We start from the raw sequence: 24017 nt of genomic DNA, 5'->3' as shown, positions 1-24017 counted from the left end.
GGATTGTTCCGCGTGGGCGCGGGCGGGCAAAGAACGCCGCTCAGTGACCGGTTACCTGCAGTTGTCCGATCGCCTCGTGGGCAAGTATCTGAAGCGCTGGGGCTACACCGCCCAGCGCCCGGTCAAGAAGGCGATGGAGCAGCGCAACGATCTGGTCCAGGCTTGGCTGCGCGAGCGCTACCCGGCCATTGCCGCGCGCGCCAAGGCCGAAGGCGCGGTCATCTACTGGGCCGATGAAACGGCGGTCAAGGAGGACACGAACTGGATTCGAGGCTTTGCGCCGGCCGGCCGCACGCCCGTGCTCGAGGCATCGGCCCGCTGGGCCAAGCTGTCGATGATCTCGGCCATCACCAATCGGGGCGAGATCGCCTTCCAGATCGTCGAGGGCACGATCAACGCCGAACGTTTCATCGAGTTTCTCGAGCGACTGATCACCAGTGCGGCGAGCAAGGTGTTCCTGATCGTCGACAACCTGCGGGTGCATCACGCCAAGCTCGTCCGGGCCTGGGTCGAGCCGCGTGCCGCGCAGATCGAGCTGTTCTACTTGCCACCCTATGCGCCCGAGTCCAATCCGGACGAATACCTGAATCACGACTTCAAGACCGCGCTGCGCCTGGAGCCGCCCAGCCGCGATGATTCGCAGCTCTTGAAGAAGGCTCACGCCATCATGGACCGCATCGCCTCGCTCCCCGAGCGTGTCCGGTCCTACTTCCAGCACCCGGCCGCTGCGTATGCTGCGCAGTGAATATATTTAAGGGCCGGGTTAATAATTTTCTGCCACTCCTCGACTCAGACCGTCGATGGGGCGAGTGACGCACATGTGCAAGATCAACGATGATAAGCCGCAATCACACCGAAGACATGATGATTATCAAGTCCCACCGGGACTACGTGCCGCAACGCAAGTTCCTGCTGCGAGCAGCCGAGAGTTGCGTGACACGTCTCCCCAACACTGACGTACCCACGCAAGTCGGCATTCGAGCCCGCCAACGCGACCACTGCAGCAAATCCAACAGCCAAGGACCTGAGAATCATTGTCTCCTCCGTAACCTGAAAGGTCGCCTCTTTGGGTGATTTATAATTCTTCTATAAGAATCAATATTCTGATTTCAGATTAGTCGTTCCCCACAAGAATTGCAAGGTCTTTTTCAGACCCTTGTTTCCTCACTGCCAAAGCCTCAAGTCGAAAAAATGCCCACCGACCCGAGAGCCGATGGGCAAAGCACCCTAAGGCGGAATCCAGGCGCGAGGAGAGGGCTTCGCTACCGCCGAAGGATCGTTCAAACCCCGAACAAGTCCTTTCCAAAGGCCGAGGTCCGCGGCTCAAAGGGCAGACTTCCATTCATCAAACCGTGCTCGTCAGCTCCGGCACGATCTGGAACAGATCACCCACCAGCCCGTAGTCGGCCACCTGGAAGATCGGCGCTTCGGGGTCCTTGTTGATCGCCACGATCACCTTGGAGTCCTTCATGCCCGCCAGGTGCTGGATTGCGCCCGAGATGCCGACCGCGATGTAGAGCTGCGGGGCGACGATCTTGCCGGTCTGGCCGACCTGGTAGTCATTGGGCACGTAGCCGGCATCGACCGCGGCACGGCTGGCGCCGAGCGCGGCGCCGAGCTTGTCGGCGAGCGGCTCGAGCAACTGATGGTAGGCGTCGCCACTGCCCAGGCCGCGACCGCCGGAGACGATGATCTTGGCAGCGCCCAGTTCGGGACGTGCGCTCTTGACGATCTCGCGGCCGACCAGTTCGGTGATGCCGAGGTCGGTGCCGGCTGCAACGGCTTCAACCGGTGCCGCATTGCCCTCGCCTGCCGCGTCGAACGCGGTGGTGCGCACGGTGATGACCTTGACCGCATCGGCGCTCTTGACCGTGGCCAGCGCGTTGCCGGCGTAGATCGGGCGCACGAAGGTGTCCGGGCTTTCGATAGCGACGATCTCGCTGATCTGCGCCACATCGAGCAGTGCGGCCACGCGCGGCAGCATGTTCTTGCCGGCCGGCGTCGCCGGGGCGAGCACGTGGCTGTACTCACCGGCCAGACCCTTGACCAGTTCGGCGACGTTCTCGGCGGTCTGGGCTTCGTAGGGCGCAGCATCACACACCCGCACCTTGGCCACACCGGCCACCTTGGCAGCGGCTTCGGCTACGGCGGCGCAGCCCGCTCCCGCCACGAGCACGTGGACGTCGCCACCGAGCTTGGTGGCTGCGGTCACGGTGTTGAGCGTGGACGCCTTGAGCGATTGGTTGTCGTGTTCAGCAATGACGAGAATGGCCATGTTCAGATCACCTTCGCAACGTTCTTGAGTTTGTCGACCAGCTGGGCCACGTCGGCCACGCGCTCACCGGCGCTGCGCTTGGGCGGCTCGGAGACCTTGAGCGTGCTCAGGCGCGGCGCCACATCGACGCCCAGGTCGGCCGGCTTGACGGTGTCGAGCGGCTTCTTCTTGGCCTTCATGATGTTGGGCAGCGTGGCGTAGCGCGGCTCGTTCAGGCGCAGGTCGGTGGTGACCACCGCCGGCAGCTTGACCGACAGGGTCTCGAGGCCGCCGTCGATCTCACGGGTAACCTGAGCCTTGCCATCCGCGAGGGTGAGCTTGGAGGCGAAGGTCGCCTGCGGCCAGCCCGCCAGTGCAGCCAGCATCTGGCCGGTCTGGTTGGCGTCGTCGTCGATCGCCTGCTTGCCGCAGATCACCAGCCTGGGCTGCTCACGGTCGCACACCGCCTTCAGCAGCTTGGCCACGGCCAGCGGCTGCAGCTCGACATCGGTCTCGACCAGGATGGCACGGTCGGCGCCGATCGCCAGCGCTGCACGCAGCGTCTCCTGGCAGGCGGTGACGCCGCAGCTCACCGCCACGACTTCGGTCACCACACCGGCTTCCTTCAGGCGCACGGCTTCTTCCACCGCGATCTCGTCGAAGGGGTTCATGCTCATCTTGACGTTGGCCAGATCCACGCCGCTGCCATCGGCCTTGACGCGAACCTTGACGTTGTAATCGACCACCCGCTTGACGGGAACCAGAATCTTCATACTTTCCCTCTGCTCTATTGAATCAATCGGCCAACTCGTGCCGACTCGCAAAACAAGACAACGCCTCAGGGTTGGCAAGCGCCTCGACGTTCCTGACAGCTTGCCGGTGAACTACATTACGCACTGCCAGTTCAACGATCTTTCCGCTCTTGGTCCGCGGAACGTCCTCCACCTGTACCACCTTCGCGGGCACATGCCGAGGCGATGCGTTGTCCCGAATCACTTGGCGGATCCGTCCAATCAGCGATTCGTCTAGCGTCAATCCATCGCGCAGACGAACGAACAGCACTACTCGCACATCGGTGGGCGCGGCTGGCGGCCAGTCCTGCCCGATAACCACGGACTCAAGCACTTCCGGCAAGCGCTCTACCTGCCGGTAGATCTCGGCGGTTCCAATGCGGACCCCACCCGGGTTGAGCGTCGTATCCGATCGGCCATGGATGATGAACCCTCCATGCTCGGTGCGCTCGCAGAAATCCCCGTGGCACCACACACCGGCGAAACGCTCAAAGTAAGCTGCCGCGTACCGCTCACCGTTGGGATCGTTCCAGAACCCAATGGGCATGCTTGGAAACGGCTTGAGACAGACGAGCTCACCCTTTTCGCCGACGAGCGGATGGCCGTCTTCATCCCAAACATCGACGGCCATCCCTAACCCAGCGCACTGCAACTCACCACGCCATACCGGCAGCGCCGGATTCCCGAGCACAAAGCAGGAGAGGATGTCGGTGCCACCTGAAATCGAGGCCACCTGCAAATCGCTCTTGATCGATCGATAGACGAAATCAAAGCTCTGTGGCGCCAAAGGGCTACCCGTCGACATAACTGCTCGCAAGTTCTCCAGTCGATGCGTTTGCATCGGCTGCAGGCCGCTCTTGGCAAGGCTCTCGATGTACTTCGCTGAAGTGCCAAAATGAGTGAAACGCTCGCGCTCTGCGTAGTCCCACAGGAGGCGTCCGTCATTCAAGAAGGGATTGCCATCGTAGAGCATCAAACTCGCGCCACTCGCAAGCCCCGAGACCAGCCAGTTCCACATCATCCAGCCACAGGTCGTGAAGTAGAACAGGCGATCTCCTTCCCGAACGTCGGCATGCAGGCGATGTTCCTTGAGGTGTTGCAACAGGGTGCCGCCCGCACTGTGCACGATGCACTTTGGAACACCCGTGGTACCCGAGGAGTACATTATGTAGAGCGGATGCGCGAAGGATAAGCGCTCGAAATGCAACGCCGTCTCGTGCTGGTGAGGCGCAACGAAGTCGCGATATGAACCCGCGCGAGCAATGCCTTCGAGCGCAAGTTCGTCGGCCGTCGTGAGGTAAGGCACCACCACCAAGTGACGGACGCTTGGCAGGTTCGGCATGAGTTCGGCGAGCTTGTCACGGATGTCGACCGCCTTGCCGCCATACCAATATCCATCAACCGCAATCAGCACCTTCGGCTCGGTCTGTCCAAACCGGTCCAGCACACCCTGCACCCCGAAATCTGGCGAAGCGCTTGTAAACACCGCGCCAATACTGGCCGCCGCCAGCATGGCAATCAGCGTCGCCGGCACGTTGGGCATATAAGCTCCCACCCGGTCGCCCGACTCCACACCGACGGCCCGGAGCGCGGCTGCAAAGCGCGCGACCTCGATGCGCAATTGATCACGGCTAATGGTCTGCTTGACCTTGTCCTCACCCCAGAATACAAGGGCGACCGGGTTGCTTGAGGGACGCAGAAGATTCTCGGCAAAATTCAGGCGCGCGTCGGGAAACCAGCGCACATCCTGCATTCGATTTGCTCCGATAAGGCCACATACCCCTTGATCGCCGATCACATCACAGAACTCCCAAACCAGGCGCCAGAAGGGCACTGGCGACTGGACCGACCAGTCATGCAAGTCCTCATAGCGGGTGAGCTCCCGCCCAGATAAGGCCGTCGCCTGGGCGCTAAACGCGGCGATTGCAGTGGCGGCACTCTGCTCAGGCCGCGGCGACCATAGCGGTGCATCCTGCTCAATCTTCTTCATCCCTTAAGTCTCCTCGTTGCTTGATGGCATGCGCACTGGTGGATTCACACGGGCATGCCGGCGTCTCTGACGATCGCGAAACGCTCCAGCAGTTGCTTCCTCTTTTCTTCTGCTGCAACCACGCTGCGCTCCTTCACATGACCAAACCCACGAATCTGCTCGGGCAGCCTCGCCAGTTCGACCGCAACAGGAAGGCGCGCAATGTCGAGCTGTCGACAGAAACGATCGACAAGGGAGAAATACTCTTCAATCAGTCGGCGTTCGGCGCGGCGCTCTTCAGTGTGTCCAAAGGGATCGAGGCGGGTTCCGCGTAAGCCCTTGCAGCGTGACAGCAGCCTGAAGGCGGGAAGCATCCAATGACCATAGCGACGCTTTTGCATGCGGCCCTCGGCATCGCGCTTTGCTATTAGCGGCGGCGCAAGATGAAAGACCAGCCGGTAGTCGCGACCGGGCTCGCCGTCGAACTGCTCGCGCAACTGCGTCATGAACTCCGGTGCAGCATACAATCGAGCGACTTCGTACTCGTCCTTGTAGGCCATCAATCGCGCCAGGTTGTGCGCCACCGCTTCGGTCAATACGAGGCTGTCGGCTCCCGTCAACCTGCTCTCGACCTCGCGCAGGCGGACCACAGCGCTACGATAGCGCTCCGCGTAGGTAGGGCTCTGGTAGGCCGTCAACAACTGAATTCGATCCTGAATCAGGTCATCGAGACTTTCCTTCGTCTCGATAGCTTGAGTGCTCATTGCTTCCGGCCGAAGCTCGGCAGGATTATGGGCAGCCAATCTCCCCCACTCGAATGCCTGCTTGTTCTTCTCGATTGATACACCATTCAACTCGATCGCACGCAGCAACGCCGCCTTACCGAGCGGAATCCAACCCTTTTGCCAGGCATAGCCAAGCACCAGGGGATTGGCGTAGAGGGTGTCGCCCAGCAGGCGCAGCGCCAGACCATTCGCATCGATGAAGTCGCAATGCTCGCCGACCGAGGCACGAATGTCGCTCTCGGCCGCTGCACCTGGAAACTTCCAGTCCGGGTTGGACAGGAAACTCGCAGTTGGCGTACGCGCACTATTGACCACGGCGCGGGTCGCCCCCTGCCGCACCTTGGACAGCGCTTCTGCTGAGGCCGAAACGATCTCATCACAGCCAATCAGCACATTCGCTTCGCCCGTCGCAATCCGGGTGGCGTGAAGTTCGGATGGACTCGCGGCAATCTGAACGTGGCTCATGACTGCTCCGCCCTTTTGAGCCAGCCCGGTCATGTCGAGCACGGCAACGCCTTTTTGCTCGAGATGCGCCGCCATACCGAGCAGAGCACCGATGGTCACCACTCCCGTGCCGCCAACCCCAGTGACCACGATTCCGCAAGGCGTGTCCAAGCGTGCAAAAGTTGGTTCGGGTAGGTCATTCGTAAGCACATTCGCAGCGCTACTCGCTGGCTTGCGCATCTGAGCCCCCTCCGCAGTGACAAAACTGGGACAGAAGCCCTTCAGGCAGGAGAAATCCTTGTTGCAGGAACTCTGGTTGATCCGCCGCTTGGTACCCAGTGCCGTTTCAAGCGGCTCTACCGAAAGGCAGTTGGAAGCTGTCGAGCAGTCGCCGCAGCCCTCGCAGACCGCGGGGTTGATGAATGCGCGCTGGGCAGGATCAGGGTAGTCTCCGCGTTTGCGCCGGCGGCGCTTCTCGGTGGCACAGGTCTGGTCATAAATCATCACCGATACGCCGGCCGTCTCGCGGAGTTCCCGCTGCAGACGGTCGAGTTCGTCACGGTGGTACACGCGGACAGTCGACGGCAAACCGTTGGCGCCCGCATAACGTTCCACCTCGTCGGTTACGACGACGATCCGACTGGCACCCTCGGCGTCCACCTGACGGGCAATCCTCGGTACCGTGAGCACACCATCCACCGGCTGGCCCCCGGTCATCGCCACCGCCTCGTTGAACAGAATCTTGTAGGTCAGGTTGGCCTTGGCCGCAATCGCAGCACGAATCGCCAGCAGACCGGAGTGGAAATAGGTGCCGTCACCAAGGTTAGCGAAGACGTGCCTGTCGCCTGAGAAATGCATCTGCCCGAGCCACGACACGCCCTCCCCGCCCATCTGCGTGAACGTTTCTGTATCGCGGTCCATCCACATCGCCATGTAGTGGCAACCAATACCCGCAAGGGCCCGCGAGCCTTCAGGTACTCGGGTCGAAGTGTTGTGCGGACAACCGGAGCAAAACCACGGTTTTCGCTCGACGGTGACGCGCGGCCTCGCCGCCTCCCGCTCCTTGAGCTCGATCACTTCGATGCGTGCACGCACGCGCGCGCGCACGTCCTCGGGCAAGCCGATCCGCTCCAGTCGGCCTGCAATCGCCTTCGCAATGATTGCCGGTGACAACTCGTAACGGGCAGGCAGGAGCCAGTTTCCGCGTGGCACCGACCACTCACCACCTGCATTGTCACGTTCATCGAACTTGCCGTAGATGCGCGGGCGCACATCCTCCCGCCAGTTGTAGAGTTCCTCCTTGAGGGCGTACTCGAGAATCTGGCGTTTCTCCTCTACAACCAAGATCTCCTCGAGCCCGGTTGCAAAGTTTCGCGCATCGTGAGCATCGAGGGGCCAGACACAGCCCACCTTGAAGAGGCGGATACCGATCCTGCGACAGGTCTCATCGTCCAAACCAAGGTCTACAAGTGCCTGCCGAACATCGAGGTATGCCTTGCCAGCCGCCATGATGCCGAAGCGTGCATCGGGCGAGTCGATCACGACGCGATTCAACTTGTTGGCGCGGATGTACTCGAGGGCTGCATACCACTTGTAATCGAGCATCCGGGCCTCCTGTTCCAGCGGACTATCAGGCCAACGAATGTTGAGGCCACCAAGAGGCATCTGGAATCTGTCGGGCAGCACAATCGACAGCCGATCAGGGTCGATCTCGATAGACGCGGAAGACTCGACCACATCGGTGACGCATTTCATCGAGACCCACAAACCGGAGTAACGACTCATTGCCCATCCATGGAGACCGAAGTCCAAGTACTCCTGCACGCTGGCGGGATACAGAACAGGAATGCCGCAAGCGATCAGAAGATGCTCCGACTGATGGGCGACAGACGAAGACTTCGCTGCATGGTCATCGCCCGCAAGCATCAATACCCCGCCATTCTTCGAAGTACCCGCTGCGTTGGCGTGCTTCAGGACGTCGGCGGAACGGTCGACGCCGGGACCTTTCCCATACCACATTCCGAACACGCCATCGCGCTGCGCTTTCGGGTAGAGGTTTGTCTGCTGCGTTCCCCAGACCGCAGTGGCAGCCAGGTCCTCGTTCAACCCGGGCTGAAACACAACGTCATGTGCCTTGAGGTATTGCTCCGCCTTCCACAACGCCGTGTCGAGTCCGCCCAGGGGTGAGCCACGGTATCCCGACACATAACCAGCAGTGTCCAGCCCTGCACGAAGGTCCCGCTCCTTCTGCAGCATAGGGAGACGCACGAGAGCCTGAGTCCCGCTCAAGTAGACCCGCCCACGCTGCTGGGTGTACTTGTCGTCAAGGCTGATTGAGCTCAACGCCTCGATCGCACTCGCGCTGAGTGGTGAATTCATACCCTTCTCCTGACGATCATTTATTGAACACATTTTATAAATATGAATACTTATCGTAAAATCACAAATTTTGAGCCTTGATATCTGAAAATAAGATGAGAGTCGACACCAATGTGACCTTGCGCCAACTGCGCTACTTCGTCGCGGCTGCTGAAACCGGCCAGTTCTCAATGGCCGCAGTTCGGGTACATGTATCCCAGTCGGCCATCACGAACGCTGTCCTCCAGCTCGAGGCATCGCTCGGCGCAAGACTCTTCGAGCGCCAACCGACGGGTGTCAGACTTACAGCAGAAGGCCACAGCTTCTTGCAACGCACCCGAAACATCCTCGACTCGCTCGACGATGCGATGCGAGTGCCTCGCTTCAGGGCTCACGAGCTCAAGGGGAAAATACGTATCGGTGCAAGCTACACGGTCCTCGGATACTTCCTCCCGCCCTTGTTGGCGCGCTTCCGAACCAACTACCCGGACGTCGAAATCGACCTCCGAGACATCAGCCGGGAGAACATCGAAGACGCCATAGGAAATGGGGATTTAGATATCGGCGTTGTCGTGCTGTCGAACGTGAGCGCGCGCGAACGCTTCGATCACCACGTTTTGTTGCGCTCGCGCCGCCAACTGTGGACCGCCGCTGATCATCCACTGCTCGGCAAGGACAAGGCCGCACTGGAGGACATTGCCGCATGGCCCTATATCCAGGTGACAGTCGATGAAGGAGAACGCTCCACAGAGCGCTACTGGCAAGCGCGTGGCATACGCCCAAATGTCGCCTTTCGAACCGGCTCCATGGAAGCGCTCCGCGGGCTCATCGCTCACGGATTCGGCGTTACCATTCTGTCCGACATGGTTTACCGCCCATGGTCACTGGAGGGAAAGAGAATTGAAGCGCGCTCAGTTCTCGACGTCGTGCCCGACATGGAAGTCGGCCTCATCCGGGCGAAAGGATCAGAGCCCAACGCAACGGTGGACGCATTCTGCGACTTCTTGATTCAGATCTGCGGCACAAACTGATGTAAGAATGACCTTTCGCAGTCAGCGTTGGCCACCACATTGCTGACTTCCAAACGTGGAGACTCTACGCCGGGATGGCCGAGCACTTGACGGTCAGCCGGACAAGAGCGATTGGCCGCTTGAAGATCAGAGAGCAGGCGTCGACCTTGCAGACATCATCGAGCACGCCAAGGTCGCTTCGAGGCCGTAAGCCCACCCCACAGATCAGCGAGGAAAAAGCGGACCACGCCTCGATGGACACGACCCGCTTTGGGGTCAGGCTTTCAGCTTGCGCAGACCTTCCGCGAGCAGCCACAGTGCCCGGTTGAGCCGGACATTCTTGTCGATGCCCTGGACAGGCCGTGTGCGCTGCTGTCGCCCATTGGCGCTGCGACCGGTCAGGCCGCCTTTGACGAGGTTCTCCTGCACCCGGTTGAACGTAGACCACAGGTCCGCGTGGGTGTCGTCGAAACGACGGGGGCGCAGGATCTGGCTTTCCGTGATCGGCAGGGTTTTGCCGGGTTCGTCGTACTTGAGAACCAGGGCCGATCTGGCGAAGACTTCGGCCTCGCCGTCATCGAGCGCGATGGCACGCATGGCGTCACGCGAGTCCTGCACCTGCTCGAAGCCATGCAGCACCTCGTAGGCGCCTTCGATCACGTGATCGATGACATTGCCCTTGTGATGCACGCGCACGTCGGCGACCGTGTCGCCGCACACCAGGCCGTTCTGGCAGACGAAGCGGAACATGCCTGCCAGCATCTGGTAGCTGCTGGTGCCATCGTGCGAGTTGATCAGGATGATTTCGTTCGCCTCGTCGCCGTTGATCTGGCTCGCATGGCGAAGGCGCAGCATGTGCTTGGTGTAATCCCGGCGGTCCTCGTGGCGCACGCGGGTCTGGCACACCATGAACGGTTGGAAGCCTTCCTTGCGCAGTTCAGTCAGCACGGTCGCCGTGCGGATGTAGCTGTACCGCTCGGAGCGACTTTCGTGCGGGGTGTCCGCGAAGATGGAGGGCGCGACGGCACGAATCTGATCATCCGACAGCGGATGGTGCGACCGCAGCACCGGGGAGCGATGAGAAAAGCGGGACGCGAGTTGCATGGCGATCTCCTTGGATGAGAGACCGGAGTCCCGCCCCACCGGGGAGGAACCCCGGCGGGTGGTGTAACGCCGCTGACGCGACGGTTGGGATCAGGCCTTGGCGAGATGCCAGTCCTGGGACAGCGGAGCGAACTCGTAGCCCAACGCACCGAGACGGTCGCGTTGCTGACGCAGGACGCGGCGATCCACGGTGGCATCAAGCTTGACGATCTCGCCCAGCGGCCAGAGCGCGCCGAACAACACCGCGTCATCCGCATCGACCGATGCATTGGGGGATGCGGCGACCGGCTCGTTGCCGAACGGCGTGGTATCGACCAGCGGATCGCGCGGGCTTCTCTGCTTCGCCTTCGGCTTGGCCGGAGGCGAAGCCGGCGCGGACGACTGCGCTTCCTCGTCGATCGGATCGACTTCCTGCGGGCCCAACTGGCGAGCTTCGTCGCGGCTCAGGGCATCGATGTTGGACAGCGCCATTCCGCCCAGATGGGCGCGGATCTCGATGACCATGCGACCGTTGGCGTTGTACGTGGAGGGGCGAATCTCGACGATGACGAAATCACCGTCGTACTTGCCCTCGCCGTACTGATCGAGTTCGGCGTTCTTGACGACGAACTCGCCGATCGAGGTCGCCAGGCGGCCGACATTGAAGTCGCCGTTGCGGCCATGGATGGTCTTGATGGCCAGTTGGCCGGGGATGGTGATCATGAAAGTCTCCTGCTGACGAAGAGAGGACGAAGCCCCGGGGATGCGCCTTGCGAATCAGAACGACTCGGCAACAGCCCATGCAGGGACGTCGGCAGCGTCGCCGTCGGCAGTTTCGGTGACGTGCTCGGATGACGCCGGCGCCGGGCCTTGCTGCACGGCGGGTACGTCGGATGCCAGAGAGTCCTCCGGATTCCGCTCGTCGGTCTCGGTCGGCTTGGGTTCGGCCTTGTAGACGAGCTTGCCGTCGACCTTGATCCAACTGACGAACAGCAGGCGGGCCTTGAGGCTCACCCCCTGCTCGCCGGCACGCTTGCCCTTGGAGTAGGTGAAGGTGTCGGTCCACAGGTCACCCAGGCGGAACCCGATCATCACCTTCTTCTCTGCATCGACTGCCTGGATGCAGCGGCGCACCAGGTGCTGTGCTTCCGATCCCGATACGCGCGCGTCGAAACGCACATACGAGACGTCATCGCTGGGACCATTGAGCGCTGCAATGTCGCAGGCCAGGAAGGAATCCCCTTTCTTGGGTTTTACTTCGCGGATGCGATTGAGATACCCGAGGCCGGTGATGTGCAGATCGAAGTAGGACTTTTCGTTGGAAGTGGTCATGGTGAATCTCCTGAGAACAATGAGGCGGAGACACACCGGACCCAAGCGCGGGAGGTGTGGAACCCCCGCGTGGGTTGATGGAGCAGCTTGGTGACATCGCCATCGACAGGCGATGGCCGTTCGCGCATGGATGTCGGTGCGAACTGGTGTGATCAACGCGGCCGGAACCGCGCCGTAGCCTCGGGGATCATGGCTACCTGGGCATGTTGCTGAGGGGAGTCAGCAGGACATGGCCCGGAGCGTGGTGCCGCGAAGACGCGCATGCGAGCAGCAATCAGCACTCGTGTTTGTCCGCATTGCGAGGAAAATCAGCCCCCGGGGCGGAGGCCACGGGTGGGCGGTCAGCCATGACCAAGAGTGGAAAGAATTACGTCTGAGCTTCATGGAGAGAGGAAGAGATGCTTCCCGCCGCGCGGGTGGGAAGCTGCCGGGAGCTCAGTGCCGGAACGCCTTGCGACCCGACAGGCACTGTACGCGGATGCGTCTCCAGCTACCGTCATCGATCAGCCGCTCCAAGGTCTCGCCGAGCGTGTCGAAGAACACACCATCGACCCGCTCGACCAGCTCGCCATCTCGGCGCAGCTCGACCGCGTAAAGGTCGAGGCCGCGCACATACAGCACGGTGACAAACCCCTGGAACTTCATCGTGGCCACGGTGAAGCCGATGGCCGGTGGCGTGCGGATAATGTCGGTGGGCAGCGGATCGACCCAAGTGATGTCCCGCGCACCGGCATCCACCAGCATGTGGGTGATGCGCCGGAAACCGTCGGGAGCGGGCAACTCTTCCATCTGCTGGATCAGCGCCTGCAGCTCGGGGCAGCGAGGTTCTGGGATCGGCAGCTTCGCCGACGCGGAACCAAGCACGAACCGCTGCACCGTGTACGGCTTGCCGTCGGCGGTGAACTCGGTGTGCTCCTCGGGCGTGTCCGCGCGCTGACCGTCGAAGCGGCGTCTGACGTAGGGTTCGACCTGCACCTTGGCGCCCTCGTCGGGAACTTCGGTGACAAGCGAGCGATCGAGCACCGCAAACTCGGCCCGTCCCGTCTTGACGACGATGGCCTCGTCGGTGGTGGCGATGACCCTGCCCTCGAAAGGCTTCGGGTCGATGTGAAAGCCCAGCGTCGAAACCTTGGGCTCGCCGTCGAAGAGGTTGAACTTGAACGAACGGACGTTGGACGGCACATGACCGACAACAAGCGTTCGCATCTGTGCCCGGATGGCTTGGGTATCCATGGGGAGGCTCCTTGTGGCAACCAAGGGACTCCCGCCCGCAAGGGAGGTCGATCCCTTGAGGGTGAGGTGGATGGACGCAGGTGCGCCCGCAGAACGAAACGACCAGCACGGTGATCCGCGCTGCAGTCTTGAAGGTCTCGACTGCCTGGGCATGGCGCTGACAACTGCCAGCAACGCATGGCCGCAGGATGGGCGCGCAGCATGGGTGCCGTCGCAGCGAAAACCGAACAGCGGCCGGCCCGCTTTGGGGCAATGGCCCGCATCAGGGAACAAGGCCAGGACCAGGGCGCCGAAGGCCACGCGGGCCTTCGGCTGGGAAGGAAGGAGAACCACCTGTGGGCTGCATCAGCGCTGGCCGTCGTCAAAGCCGTTCGCTGCGTCAGCAATCGCACCCGACCCGTTTCGTGGCTGGGGTCGGCAACCTCTGGCGTGCATCCACACACAAAGGGAGCCCGATGTTTCGCCGGCGGGCACCGGCACGGACTACCCTCGGCCCAAGGGGCCTCCTCACGGCTCGCTTGGCGGCAAGCCGTCGGGAAGCCCCTCATGGCCGAAGCAAGACACACCGATCAAGGGAATGGCGGTGGGCGCGATTCGGGGAGCAGTGGCCTTCTCGCCCCGTTGTCCGATGGCGGGCAGACGGGGGCGCGCACCGTTGCAGAAGGAGACGTGCGCTGGGGGTCCCGCGAAACGCGGGACGCTTGCCCCACCACCGGGGACGCGGCTGGCAAGGCTGAGGGATGCGTAGGCGTCAGGTCGGCTTGGGTACTGCGCGCCGCTTCCGTGGCCCTTCGCGCTTACTTGCCGAGGACTCGAGCGGCAGCGTGCCCGTGCAGTCTGGATAACGGGTGCATGACCAGAACGCGCCATTCCTTCCGGCACGCTGGCGCATTGGCGTGCCGCACTGCGGACAAGGCGGCGACGGCGGCAGCGGGATGGAAAGCGTCGCGCCCCGATGCTCCTGCACGAGCTGGGCCACCCAGGCGGATTGCTTGGCGATGAAGGTGTCCAGCGTCATCTGGCCGGCCTCGATCATATCGAGCGCCTGCTCCCAGATGGCGGTCATGCCGGGATCGGCGATGGCGGCCGGCACGGCGTCGATGAGCGTGAAGGCCGCATCCGACGCGCGGATGGCGCGGCCCTTCCTCAGCAGGTAGCCGCGATCGAGCAGGCCCGTGATCGTGCTGGCGCGCGTGGCCTCGGTGCCGATGCCCGTCGTCTCCTTCAGCTTCTGCTTCAGACGCGGGTCGTCCACCAGCTTGGCCACACCCTTCATCGCCTTGACCAGTTCGCCCTGGGTGTAGGGCTTGGGCGGCAGCGTTTTCAACGCCTTTAGTTCGACCTGTTCGACCCCGCAGCGCGATCCGCTCGCCAGTGGCGGCAGCACCTGGCTGCGCTGCGCTTCCTCGCCATCAGGAGCGTCCGGCTCCGGTTTCGCCAGTATGCGGTGCCAGCCAATCACGGCGATCTGCTTGCCCACCGCCACGAGCGCCTGGCCGCCGCAAGCGAGCTGCGCCACCGTGCGGTCGAACTCATGGTCCGGGAGGAACTGCGCGAGGTAATGGGCGCGGATCAGCCGGTAGACAGCCAGCTCCTTCGCGTCCATGGCCGACAGGTTGGCGGGCTCCAGCGTCGGGATGATGCCGTGGTGCGCCGTCACCTTGCCGTCGTTCCAGGCGCGCGAACGCTGGTTGCGGTCGAGCTGGCCGACCAAGGGTCGCAGGCTGGGATCGGTGGCGAGCAGTGCATCGAGCACCGCCGGCACTTCGGCGAGCATGCTTTCGGGCAAATATCCCGAGTCGCTGCGCGGATAGGTCGTCGCCTTGTGCGTCTCGTACAGCGCCTGCGCGATGTCGAGTGTCTCCTGCACCTCGAGGCCGATCTGACGCGAACACACTTCCTGCAGGGTGCCCAGATCGAACGGCAGCGGCGGTGCCTCGCGCACGCGCTCGGTGTTCACCGACACGACCTGCGCATCGCGTGCCGCGCGAAGGCGGTCCGCAGCCTGCTGCGCCACCGCCTGCTGAAGGCAGCGACCCGCTGCATCCGTGCTGCCTTCGGGCGGCATCCAGCTCGCGGTGAAGGACTGGCCGGCATGGACAAGCAGCACATCCACGGTCCAATACGGCACGGAGACGAAGCGCGCGATCTCGCGATCACGATCCACGACCAACTTCAGCGTCGGCGTCTGCACGCGCCCCACCGACAGCACGCCGGTGTAGCCGGCCTGGCGCCCCAGCAGTGTGAACAAGCGGCTCAGGTTCATCCCGATCAGCCAGTCGGCGCGCGATCGGGCGAGTGCGGAGAAATACAGTGGCAGCGTCTCGGCGGACGGCTTGAGCGCCCCCAGCGCCTTGCGGATCGACGCATCGTTGAGCGCCGACAGCCACAGGCGCTGAATCGGACCGCGGTAGCCGCATAGGTCGATGATCTCGCGGGCGATCATCTCGCCCTCGCGGTCGGCGTCGGTCGCAATCACCAGTTCGCTCGCCTTGGCGACGAGCAGCTGCACCACCTTGAACTGCGCTGCGGTCGCCGCCTTGGGCTCGACCCGCCAACGCTCAGGAAGAATGGGCAGTTGCTCGATGGCCCAGCGCTTGTATTGCTCGCCGTAGCCTTCGGGCGGAACCGCCTCCACCAGATGACCGATGCACCAGGTCACGACGACATCCACACCGGTGTAGCAGCCGTTGCCGCGTTGGCCGGCGCCCAGCACACGGGCGATGTCCTTGCCCTGGGACGGCTTCTCGCACAGGAACACGCGCATGAAGCCTCCTTGGAAATGTGCGGTTCATCGGATGGGCGTCAGCTTGGCGGGGCCAGGAGATGCCGGCAGCAAGGAAGTCGATTGGTGCGAACACCGCTTTGCGACCGGCTGGAGAATGATTGCCGCGGCGGTATGCACGGATCGCCGCGGCATGAGCAACTGTCTTTCGAGTCACGCGAGATGAATCGAATCGTTCCAAGAGGCACCGGATCGGACCGTCGCGTTGAGGATGATCCCCACCTTGCACATGCAGGCGACGATGCCGACCTTCTTGGACTTTTCTGCGGCGACGAAGCACTCGTAGAAGTGCCCGATCACACGATTGAATCGGATGGCGGCAAGCGTGGGCATCTAGAGAGTGCGCCGAACCGCGGTGCGCCCGCCGAAGGTGCCGCGCTTGCCGCGCATCTGTCCGGAATCGCGATTGAAAGGGGCGATCCCGACCAAGGCGGCGATCTAGCGGCGTCGGTGCTCCACACGAGCAAGCACAACAGGACGGCCCATATGGAGTGGAGGAAGGAATCGACCAGCATCAGAATTTCCTTCCTACAGTGATCGTTCCGTAGACCGGGATTTCTTTTTGTCCCCGGAATTCGCGTGTGCGGTGGTAGCGGGCTATCGCGATGCGCCAATTGCCCTGGGTAATCGCGACGCCGTAGCCCACATCCGCCACGAGTGCCCGCTTATCAACGCTATGGCTGGACTTGAAGGTATTGCCATCCAAAGTGATGTCGTGCATGACCCAGCGAGCGTCTAGCGCCGCGAAGAGGTGCGCGTTCCAGTTGCCGCTAGTAGTCGTGCGCACGGGCGAGGTGTTTTCTCCGGCCGGCCGCAGCGGTGCCGTGCCTAGATCGCCCGGGAGGCGCAGGCCAATGCGCAGTTCTCCACCGACATTCGCGTAGGTGGCGAAATTGCCGAAGCTGCCGCCCCAGTGGCGGGTCAAATCCCAGCCCCAACCGCTGGCGTTTTCTTGCCTGAAGACTCGCGTTCGGCGCTCGTGCAGCAACTGCAGCACGGGCTCGTCGCGCAGTTGGTGTCTCCAGCCATTGAATTTGTCCACTCCGATGGTGTCATGCCACCAATTCTGGGTTTGCCTTGCCTGGGAGGATGGGCCCACAACACCCACGCGGATTTGTGAGGTACGCAGCGTATCGCCGCGTCGCGCGTTGTAGCCGAAGCTCAACATCATTGCGCCGGCGAAAGGGCGGTCGTCTTTGATCAGATCGCTGCGCGTTTTGTCGCTCGGGGTATACATCATCTGCCCGAAGCCGATGGTCATGTTCTGTTCGTCGAAACCATCGGGTTGCAGCACCGTGAGAAAGCTATTCAGCCGACGGAAGAGACGGGGTAGGCAAGGGTCGTCGCGATAGTCCAAAAGGTTAGGGGAGACCCAACTGACGAGAAACCCGTTGGAGTACCCTTGATCTTGTCCAATACCGCCGAACATGTCGTTGTCGATCCGCAGATTGAGTGTTCCGGTTGAGCGTAGCGGGTTGTCCTGGGGGCAGGACTGAGCCAGTGCGGAGGTGCTCAGCAAAAGCAGCAGCAAGGAGGCTGCGACTTTCAGCCTCCATTCAGCGGGGCCTGTGGACTGAACTTTTGTCACGCTGGCGTGCCCCCTGCCGCAGGGCAATCGCACCCTCCTGTCATAACCCCAAGCAGCTCGGCGCGAAATTCGTCAATCGTCGCAGCCAGCATGCGCTTGGACTTGATGCTCGCCTTGCGCGTCGTGTTGAGCCGCAGCAGGTTCATCACGATGTGGCGAACGATGGCCAGGTTGTTGGCGGCATAGCCGCTGCGTACGCGTGACTGATCCTCGTTGAACTGCACATCCAGACACCAGTGAAGCCGATTCTCGATCTCCCAGTGACTGCGTACGGCCCGAGCGATGCGCTCGGCGTCGGCGGGCAGGCTGCTGATGTAGAAGACGCGCTCGGTGCTGGTGTGATCGCCCACGGTGCGGATGCGCTCGACCACCGCGAAGCTGGCCAGGTCCTGCCAGTCCTCGGACTTGTAGAGGCGATCGATCGCGGCGTAGGCGCGGCATCGACGGATTTCGATGCGGCCGTGGTCCTTGATCGTGGTCTCATGGGTCGAGCTCGGCGTCAGCGGCCCTCGCGGATCGATGTCGGCAAACAGGATCGAATCGTGCAGGTTCGGATGGTTCTCCTTCACACACAGCACGTAATGCGCGCCGCGCTCGCGGATCGTGCGGGCGATCTTCGTCTGGGTGCCCATCGCGTCGATCGTCACCACGCAGCCCTCGATCGCCAGCTTGGCGAGCAGTTCGGGAATCGCGGTGATCTCGTTCGACTTCTCGGCGGTCGCCATTTGGCCAAGAACGACGCCCATGCCGGCCGCGAACGCGCTGACCAAGTGCAGCGGACTGGCGTCCGCCTTGTTCTTGCCACCCGAGCCCCGGCTGGTCTTGCCGTCGATCGCCACGACTGTATCCCCGGCCAGCGCCGGTACCACCATGCCCACCCAGCGCCGAAACGCGCACTCGAACTCGTCGGGCGCGATCATCCCGAACACGCGTCCGATCGTGTCGTGAGACGGGATGCCATGCTCAAGCTTCATGAAGCCTCGCAACCAGTCGATCTTGGCCTCGCCCCACAGTTCGATGTCGACGAAGTCGTCGACACCCGACAGCACCGCGCAGACCGCCACCGTCAGCAACTCGGCCAGGTCGTGGCGCGCATGCCGCGCGCTGCGCGGGTCGGAAATCGAGACGAAGACCGGCGTTAGCGGCATGACGTTTCCTGCCTTCATGGGATGCCCAAAAAGGTAGAAAACTGCACAATCTATGACGATGTGAACAGGGGTCTCGCAAGGCCATGAAAGTGAGCCAGTTCTTGATTTGCAATATGCAAATTTGGTGAGCTTGCGCTCACCCCGCAGACTCGCTGGCGATTAATGCCACCAGTGCGGCGATCTCCCCAGGCCGCCCCAGGCGGCCTACCGGAATACCGGCAACCACTTGCTTGATCACGCCCTCGGTCATGTTCGTCACCATCTTCGTGTCCAGATACCCCGGCGAGACGGTGTTGACCGTCACGCCTTTGCGCGCCACTTCCTGTGCGAGGGCTTTTGTGAAGCCATGCATGCCGGCTTTTGCGGCGGAGTAGTTGGTCTGGCCGAACTGCCCCTTGGAGCCGTTGATGGAGGAGATGTTGATGATCCGGCCCCAGCCCCTGTCGAGCATGCCGTCGATGAATGGCCGGGTCACGTTGAATACGGAATCGAGATTGACGCGCAGGACGGCATCCCAATCGGCGTAGCTCAGCTTGCGGAACGTGGCATCGCGCGTGATGCCCGCGTTGTTGACCAGGATGTCGATGCGATGCCCGTCTGTGTGGATGCGGTCAGCCAGTTCCTGGCAACGGGCATGGTCGGCCACATCCGCGCCGTAGGCGGCGAAGTCGTAACCTTCGCCGGCTTGGGTTTTCAGCCACGCGCCAATGCTGGCATTGCCCGGCGAATGGACGATGAGCACGGTATGGCCCGCATCGTGCAAGGCCCGGGCGATGGCTTCGCCCAGGCCGCCGCTGCCGCCGGTGACCAGTGCAGTGCGTTGCTCAGCCGGCATTGCGACCACCTGTCTTGGCTGGTGCGTCCTTGTCCTGTGCCTTGGCCCACACCGCTCCCCATTGCTTGAAAATATCCTGGAACGGCAATATCGCATCTGCCTGGCCTACGGCCTGCGTGACCGATTTCTGCCAGTCCTGAATGGCTTGCTGCAGGCCTTGGGTGAAGGTGGTCTGATTCTTGATTGCGACTTGCGTTAGTGCCTGCGCGCCACCCATCTGGTGCTGAAACTGACGCCAGAAGGCCTGCGCGGGCAGCGTGGCCAACTCCTGCCAGTTCTGGGCCTTGAGCAGGCTTTCGATCTCAGTGCCGGACTCGGCAATGTTTTCGCTGCCCGCGCGCGTGGCGTTCTCCAGCCATTGCTGGCCGTTTTCCTGCATCAGGCGCTGCAGGCGCAGTTGCAGTTCCAGGTTCGCCTTGAAGAGGTTGAGGGGGATGGTTTCATTGCTCATGGTCAAACTCCTTGCTTGGGTTGAAATGCCCAATCGGGCGGTCAAACGATCAGGCCATCTGGCCGATCGTTTTGCGAAAGCGTGCCAACGACAGGAAAAACAGCACCGTGCCGATCAGGGCCAGCGCCAGGAACGGCTGCCATACCGTCTCCAGGCCCGCGTCCCGGTAAAGGATGGCCTGGCTCAGTTCCACGAAATGGGTGGTGGGTGCGATCAGCATGATGTTCTGCACGATCTCGGGCATGCTTTCGCGGGGCGTGTCGCCGCCGGATAGCATCTGGAGCGGCATGATGGTCAGCATCATCAGCATGCCGAACTGCGGCATGTTGCGCGCCAGCGTGGCGATGAATATGCCCATGGAGGTGGTGGCGAACAGGCTGAGGGCCGCGCCGGCGAAGAACAACACAATGGAGCCCTCGATGGGCACGCCCAGGATGCCGCGCACCATGAGGTTGAGGGACAGGAAGGAGGCGATCAGCACGACCAGGGCCATCGACCAGACCTTGGAGAGCATGATCTGCGCGGGTGTAACCGGCATCACCAGCAGGTGCTCGATGGTGCCGTGCTCGCGCTCCCGGATCAGCGCTGCGCCGGTCAGGATGATGGACAACAGCGTGATGTGGTTGATGATCTGCACCACCGAGCCGAACCAGGCCTTGTCCAGTGCCGGGTTGAAGCGTGCGCGCAACGCCAGATCCACGGGTGGCGCGTCGGTGCCGCGGTAACGCTTGACGAACTCATTGACTTCGCCGGTGAAGATCTGCTGGATATAGCCACTGCCGGTGAAGGCCTGGCTCATGCGGGTGGCGTCGACATTGAGCTGCACGGCAGGCGATCGCCCCGCCAGCACGTCGCGCTGGAAGTTGGGCGGAATGACCAGAGCGAAGGTGTACAGCCCCGCGTCCATGCCCGGGTCCACGTCCCCATAGTCGATCATGGCCGGTGGCGTGAACTGCGGGGGGTAGAAGGCCGAGGCAACCCGCTGGGACAGCGCCGAATTATCCTCGTCGACGATGGCGATGGGCGCGTTGTGCAGCGTCTCCGGCATGGACGTGGCCTTGGTGTAGACCGACGCGGTGAACACATAGACGATGAGCACAAGCATCATCGGATCGCGCCAAAGACTCCACAGCTCCTTGACACCAAGGTCGTAGATGTTGGCCAGGTTTCTTCTGCGCATCTCAACGCTCCTGCTTCTTGAGTAGCAAAACAGCCACGCCGAGAATGACCGGAACCGAAATGAGCATCGACCACAGCGGCCCCGTCAGGTCGGCCAGGCCGAGTGATTTGTTGAACACGCCACGGCTGATGGAGATCATGTGCGTGGCGGGGTAGATCTCGCCGATGAACTTGCTGGAGCCTTCAAGCGAGGACACGGGATCCCTCAGGCCGGCGAACTGGGTGGCCGGAATGATGGTGCCGATCATGGCAAAGAACATGGCGGCGATCTGGCTGCGCGTGACGGCCGAGGCCAGCAGCCCCATGCCTGTCGCGGCGAAGGAGAAGATCAGCGCGGCCAGCGACAGGGTGAAGAAGCTGCCCGTGACCGGCACACCGAAGACGGTGACCGCGAGCAGGCTCATCAGCAGGAAGTTCACCATGGCCAGACCGACATAGGGCAGTTGCTTGCCAAGCAGGAACTCGATGCGCGTGACCGGCGTCACGTACAGATTGGTAATCGAGCCTGTCTCCTTCTCGCGCACCACCGCCAGCGCGGTCAGCATCGCCGGCAGCATGAGCAGCAACAGGGGAATCACCCCCGGCACCATGGCCGGCAGGCTCTTGACATCGGGGTTGTAGCGAAAGCGTGTCTCGACGCTCGCATTTCCTGCGGCGCTGGCACCGCTGCGTTCGCTGGCCTGTACGAGCAGCCAGTGCTGGTGCATGCCCTGAACGTAGCCCTGGACGGTTTCCGCGCGTTGCGGCATGGCGCCGTCGATCCAGGCACCTATCTGCACGTTCTGGCCTCGCAACACATCGCGAGAGAAGCCAGGGGGGATCTCAATGGCCAGCGACAGTTCGCCGTTGCGCATGCGTCGATCAAGGTCCTCGTAGTCGATGATCGGCGCGTGCTCGGTGAAGTAGCGCGATCCGGCCAAGTTCAGCGTGTAGTTCTGGCTAAGCGTGGTCTGGTCGCGATCGAGCACCGCATAGCTCAGGTCCTCGACGTCCATGGTGATGCCGAAGCCGATCACGAACATCAGCAGCAGCGAACCGCCCAGCGCCAGCGTGGCGCGTACCGGGTCCCGCTGCAATTCCAGCGTCTCGCGCCACAGATAGCTGAACATTCGCTGCAGACTGAAACCGCCAGAGCCGTGCCCGCCGTGTTCAGCGGGCGCCGCCGATGGTTGCTCCTCGTGATCGGCGGCCCCGGGCTGGCTGGCCGGCGCCGCCGTGCCGCCCTCGGCTTCGACGAGGTAGCCGATGAAGGCCTCTTCAAGGGTTTTGGCGCCGCGCTTCTCGACCAGTCTGGCGGGCACGTCGCTGTCGAGCACCTTGCCCGCATGCATCATCGACATGCGGTCGCAGCGCTCTGCCTCGTTCATGAAGTGGGTGGAAATGAAGACCGTCACCCGGTCACGCCGCGACAGCTCGATGAGCAGTCGCCAGAACGCATCGCGCGCCACCGGGTCGACGCCCGAAGTCGGTTCGTCCAGAATCAGCAGTTCTGGCTTGTGCACCATGGCGACCGCCAGCGACAGGCGTTGGCGTATGCCCAGAGGCAGACTGGCCGGCAGGCTGTCGATGACGTCCACCAGCCCGAAGCGCTCCACCATCTCATCGACGCGAGCAGGAATGTCCTCCGGGGACACACTGAAGAGCTTGGCGTGCAACTCCAGGTTCTGGCGTACCGTGATTTCGCTGTAGAGCGAGAACGCTTGGGACATGTAGCCGACGCGGCGGCGGGTGCCCAGATCATGCGGGTTCACTTCATGGCCGAACAGCCAGGCCCGACCCTCGCTCGCCGGCAACAGGCCGGTAAGCATCTTCATCGTCGTGGACTTGCCGCACCCGTTGGAGCCGAGGAAGCCGAAGATTTCACCGCGCCGGATGCGGAAGGACACGCTATCGACGGCAACGAAGTCGCCAAAGCGCATGGTCAGCCCCTCGGCCTCGATGGCGATATCGTCCGCGCCGCCATCCGACAAGGGGGGAATGACTACCGCTTGGTGTCCGCGCTTTTTCTCTTCCGGGAGCAGGCGGATGAATGCCTCTTCCAGGTTCGGGCTGCCTGTTCTTGCCAGCAATTCCTTCGGCGTGCCGGTGGCGAGGACCTTGCCGTCGTCGATGGCGGCCAGCCAGTCGAAGCGCTGGGCCTCATCCATGTAGGCCGTGGCCACAATCACGCTCATGCCGGGGCGATCGGCGCGGATACGGTCAATCAGATCCCAGAACTGCGCGCGCGCCAGCGGGTCCACGCCAGTCGTCGGCTCATCGAGAATCAGAAAATCCGGGTCATGAATCAGCGCGCAGCACAGGCCGAGTTTTTGCTTCATGCCCCCGGACAGCTTGCCTGCCGGGCGCTCCAGGAATTTGAACAGGCCAGTGGCCTGGGTGAGCTCATCGATCCGCTGGCGGCGCTCTGCGGCGCCATGACCGAACAGGCGCGCGAAGAACTGCAGATTCTCCTCGACCGAGAGCGTCGGATACAGGTTTTTGCCCAGTCCCTGCGGCATGTAGGCGATGCGCGGGCACACTTTATTGCGATGGGCCTTGCTGGCCATGTCGCCACCCAGCACCTCGACCGTGCCCTCCTGGATGATGCGCACACCCGCCAGCAATGAGAGCAGACTGGATTTGCCCACGCCGTCGGGGCCGATCAGGCCGACCATCCGTCCGGCGGGAATGTCCAGATCGATGCCATCCAGGGCGATGACGTCGCCGTAACGCAAGCGCACCTGACGGACGCTTGCAACGGTCGTGGGCTGCGCACTCGCACTGTGGCTCATA

Annotated in this window: 19 protein-coding genes; 2 read left to right on the top strand and 17 right to left on the bottom strand. The window is 62.5% G+C overall.

Annotated features, from left to right (window positions below):
* On the top strand, positions 1–745 hold a 745-nt coding region (locus tag PLC66_RS16080), incomplete at its 5' end, for an IS630 family transposase (RefSeq protein WP_324542215.1).
* Between the two features lie 600 nt (positions 746–1345).
* Here the strand turns inward: PLC66_RS16080 and PLC66_RS16075 are convergent.
* Genes PLC66_RS16075 through PLC66_RS16060 form a run of 4 tightly spaced genes read right to left on the bottom strand, consistent with a single transcriptional unit; the run spans position 1346 to position 8622 of the window.
* Positions 1346–2275, bottom strand: coding sequence for an electron transfer flavoprotein subunit alpha/FixB family protein (locus PLC66_RS16075; protein ID WP_324542213.1), 930 nt, complete (start codon positions 2273–2275; stop codon positions 1346–1348).
* 2 nt (positions 2276–2277) lie between these two features.
* Positions 2278–3027 carry an electron transfer flavoprotein subunit beta/FixA family protein gene (locus PLC66_RS16070; RefSeq protein WP_324542211.1) on the bottom strand — a complete coding sequence of 250 codons (750 nt, stop codon included), beginning with the start codon at positions 3025–3027 and terminating at the stop codon, positions 2278–2280.
* A gap of 22 nt (positions 3028–3049) precedes the next feature.
* Positions 3050–5035, bottom strand: coding sequence for an acetoacetate--CoA ligase (locus PLC66_RS16065; RefSeq protein WP_324542209.1), 1986 nt, complete (start codon positions 5033–5035; stop codon positions 3050–3052).
* A 44-nt stretch (positions 5036–5079) separates the two neighbouring features.
* Positions 5080–8622, bottom strand: a complete 3543-nt coding sequence (locus PLC66_RS16060; RefSeq protein ID WP_324542207.1) for an indolepyruvate ferredoxin oxidoreductase family protein — start codon at positions 8620–8622, stop codon at positions 5080–5082.
* A gap of 95 nt (positions 8623–8717) precedes the next feature.
* Here PLC66_RS16060 and PLC66_RS16055 point away from each other — a divergent pair, with 95 nt between their 5' ends.
* Positions 8718–9632 carry a LysR substrate-binding domain-containing protein gene (locus PLC66_RS16055; RefSeq protein ID WP_324542205.1) on the top strand — a complete coding sequence of 305 codons (915 nt, stop codon included), beginning with the start codon at positions 8718–8720 and terminating at the stop codon, positions 9630–9632.
* 255 nt (positions 9633–9887) lie between these two features.
* Here the strand turns inward: PLC66_RS16055 and PLC66_RS16050 are convergent, their stop codons facing one another.
* The 13 genes from PLC66_RS16050 to rbbA form a co-directional block, all read right to left on the bottom strand.
* The gene (locus PLC66_RS16050; RefSeq protein WP_324542203.1) at positions 9888–10715 is read right to left on the bottom strand and encodes a DUF932 domain-containing protein; all 828 of its coding nucleotides are present in this window, start codon (positions 10713–10715) and stop codon (positions 9888–9890) included.
* 90 nt (positions 10716–10805) lie between these two features.
* Complete coding sequence (locus tag PLC66_RS16045; RefSeq protein WP_324542201.1) at positions 10806–11417, bottom strand: DUF3275 family protein; 612 nt, start codon at positions 11415–11417, stop codon at positions 10806–10808.
* Between the two features lie 54 nt (positions 11418–11471).
* Entirely contained in the window at positions 11472–12026 is a 555-nt protein-coding gene (locus tag PLC66_RS16040; protein ID WP_324542199.1) for an STY4534 family ICE replication protein, read from the bottom strand.
* A 435-nt stretch (positions 12027–12461) separates the two neighbouring features.
* A complete protein-coding gene (locus PLC66_RS16035; RefSeq protein WP_324542197.1) occupies positions 12462–13259 on the bottom strand; it encodes a GTPase in 798 nt (265 codons plus the stop codon).
* A 751-nt stretch (positions 13260–14010) separates the two neighbouring features.
* Positions 14011–16026 (bottom strand): DNA topoisomerase III, encoded by a 2016-nt coding sequence (locus PLC66_RS16030; RefSeq protein WP_324542195.1) that lies wholly within the window; start codon positions 16024–16026, stop codon positions 14011–14013.
* Positions 16027–16197: 171 nt separating this feature from the next.
* On the bottom strand, positions 16198–16377 hold the full coding sequence (locus tag PLC66_RS16025) for a hypothetical protein (protein WP_324542193.1): 180 nt from the start codon (positions 16375–16377) through the stop codon (positions 16198–16200).
* A complete protein-coding gene (locus tag PLC66_RS22920) occupies positions 16378–16473 on the bottom strand; it encodes a hypothetical protein (RefSeq protein WP_503012225.1) in 96 nt (31 codons plus the stop codon).
* An 85-nt stretch (positions 16474–16558) separates the two neighbouring features.
* Positions 16559–17575, bottom strand: coding sequence for a lipid A deacylase LpxR family protein (locus PLC66_RS16020; RefSeq protein ID WP_324542191.1), 1017 nt, complete (start codon positions 17573–17575; stop codon positions 16559–16561).
* A gap of 53 nt (positions 17576–17628) precedes the next feature.
* Entirely contained in the window at positions 17629–18798 is a 1170-nt protein-coding gene (locus PLC66_RS16015; protein ID WP_324542189.1) for an ISAs1 family transposase, read from the bottom strand.
* A gap of 118 nt (positions 18799–18916) precedes the next feature.
* Complete coding sequence (gene phbB, locus PLC66_RS16010; RefSeq protein WP_324542187.1) at positions 18917–19615, bottom strand: acetoacetyl-CoA reductase; 699 nt, start codon at positions 19613–19615, stop codon at positions 18917–18919.
* Entirely contained in the window at positions 19605–20066 is a 462-nt protein-coding gene (locus PLC66_RS16005) for a phasin family protein (protein ID WP_044396478.1), read from the bottom strand. The genes phbB and PLC66_RS16005 overlap by 11 nt, the downstream gene beginning before the upstream one ends.
* A gap of 49 nt (positions 20067–20115) precedes the next feature.
* Positions 20116–21246 carry an ABC transporter permease gene (locus PLC66_RS16000; protein WP_088137969.1) on the bottom strand — a complete coding sequence of 377 codons (1131 nt, stop codon included), beginning with the start codon at positions 21244–21246 and terminating at the stop codon, positions 20116–20118.
* Position 21247: 1 nt separating this feature from the next.
* Positions 21248–24016 carry a ribosome-associated ATPase/putative transporter RbbA gene (rbbA, locus tag PLC66_RS15995; RefSeq protein WP_088137968.1) on the bottom strand — a complete coding sequence of 923 codons (2769 nt, stop codon included), beginning with the start codon at positions 24014–24016 and terminating at the stop codon, positions 21248–21250.
* Between the last annotated feature and the right edge of the window lies 1 nt (position 24017).

Origin of the sequence: Thauera sp., from assembly GCF_035444905.1 — a bacterium.
GTDB lineage: Bacteria > Pseudomonadota > Gammaproteobacteria > Burkholderiales > Rhodocyclaceae > Thauera.
The sequence above is the reverse complement of the archived record's forward strand: the minus strand, read 5'-3'. Positions and strand labels throughout refer to the sequence as shown.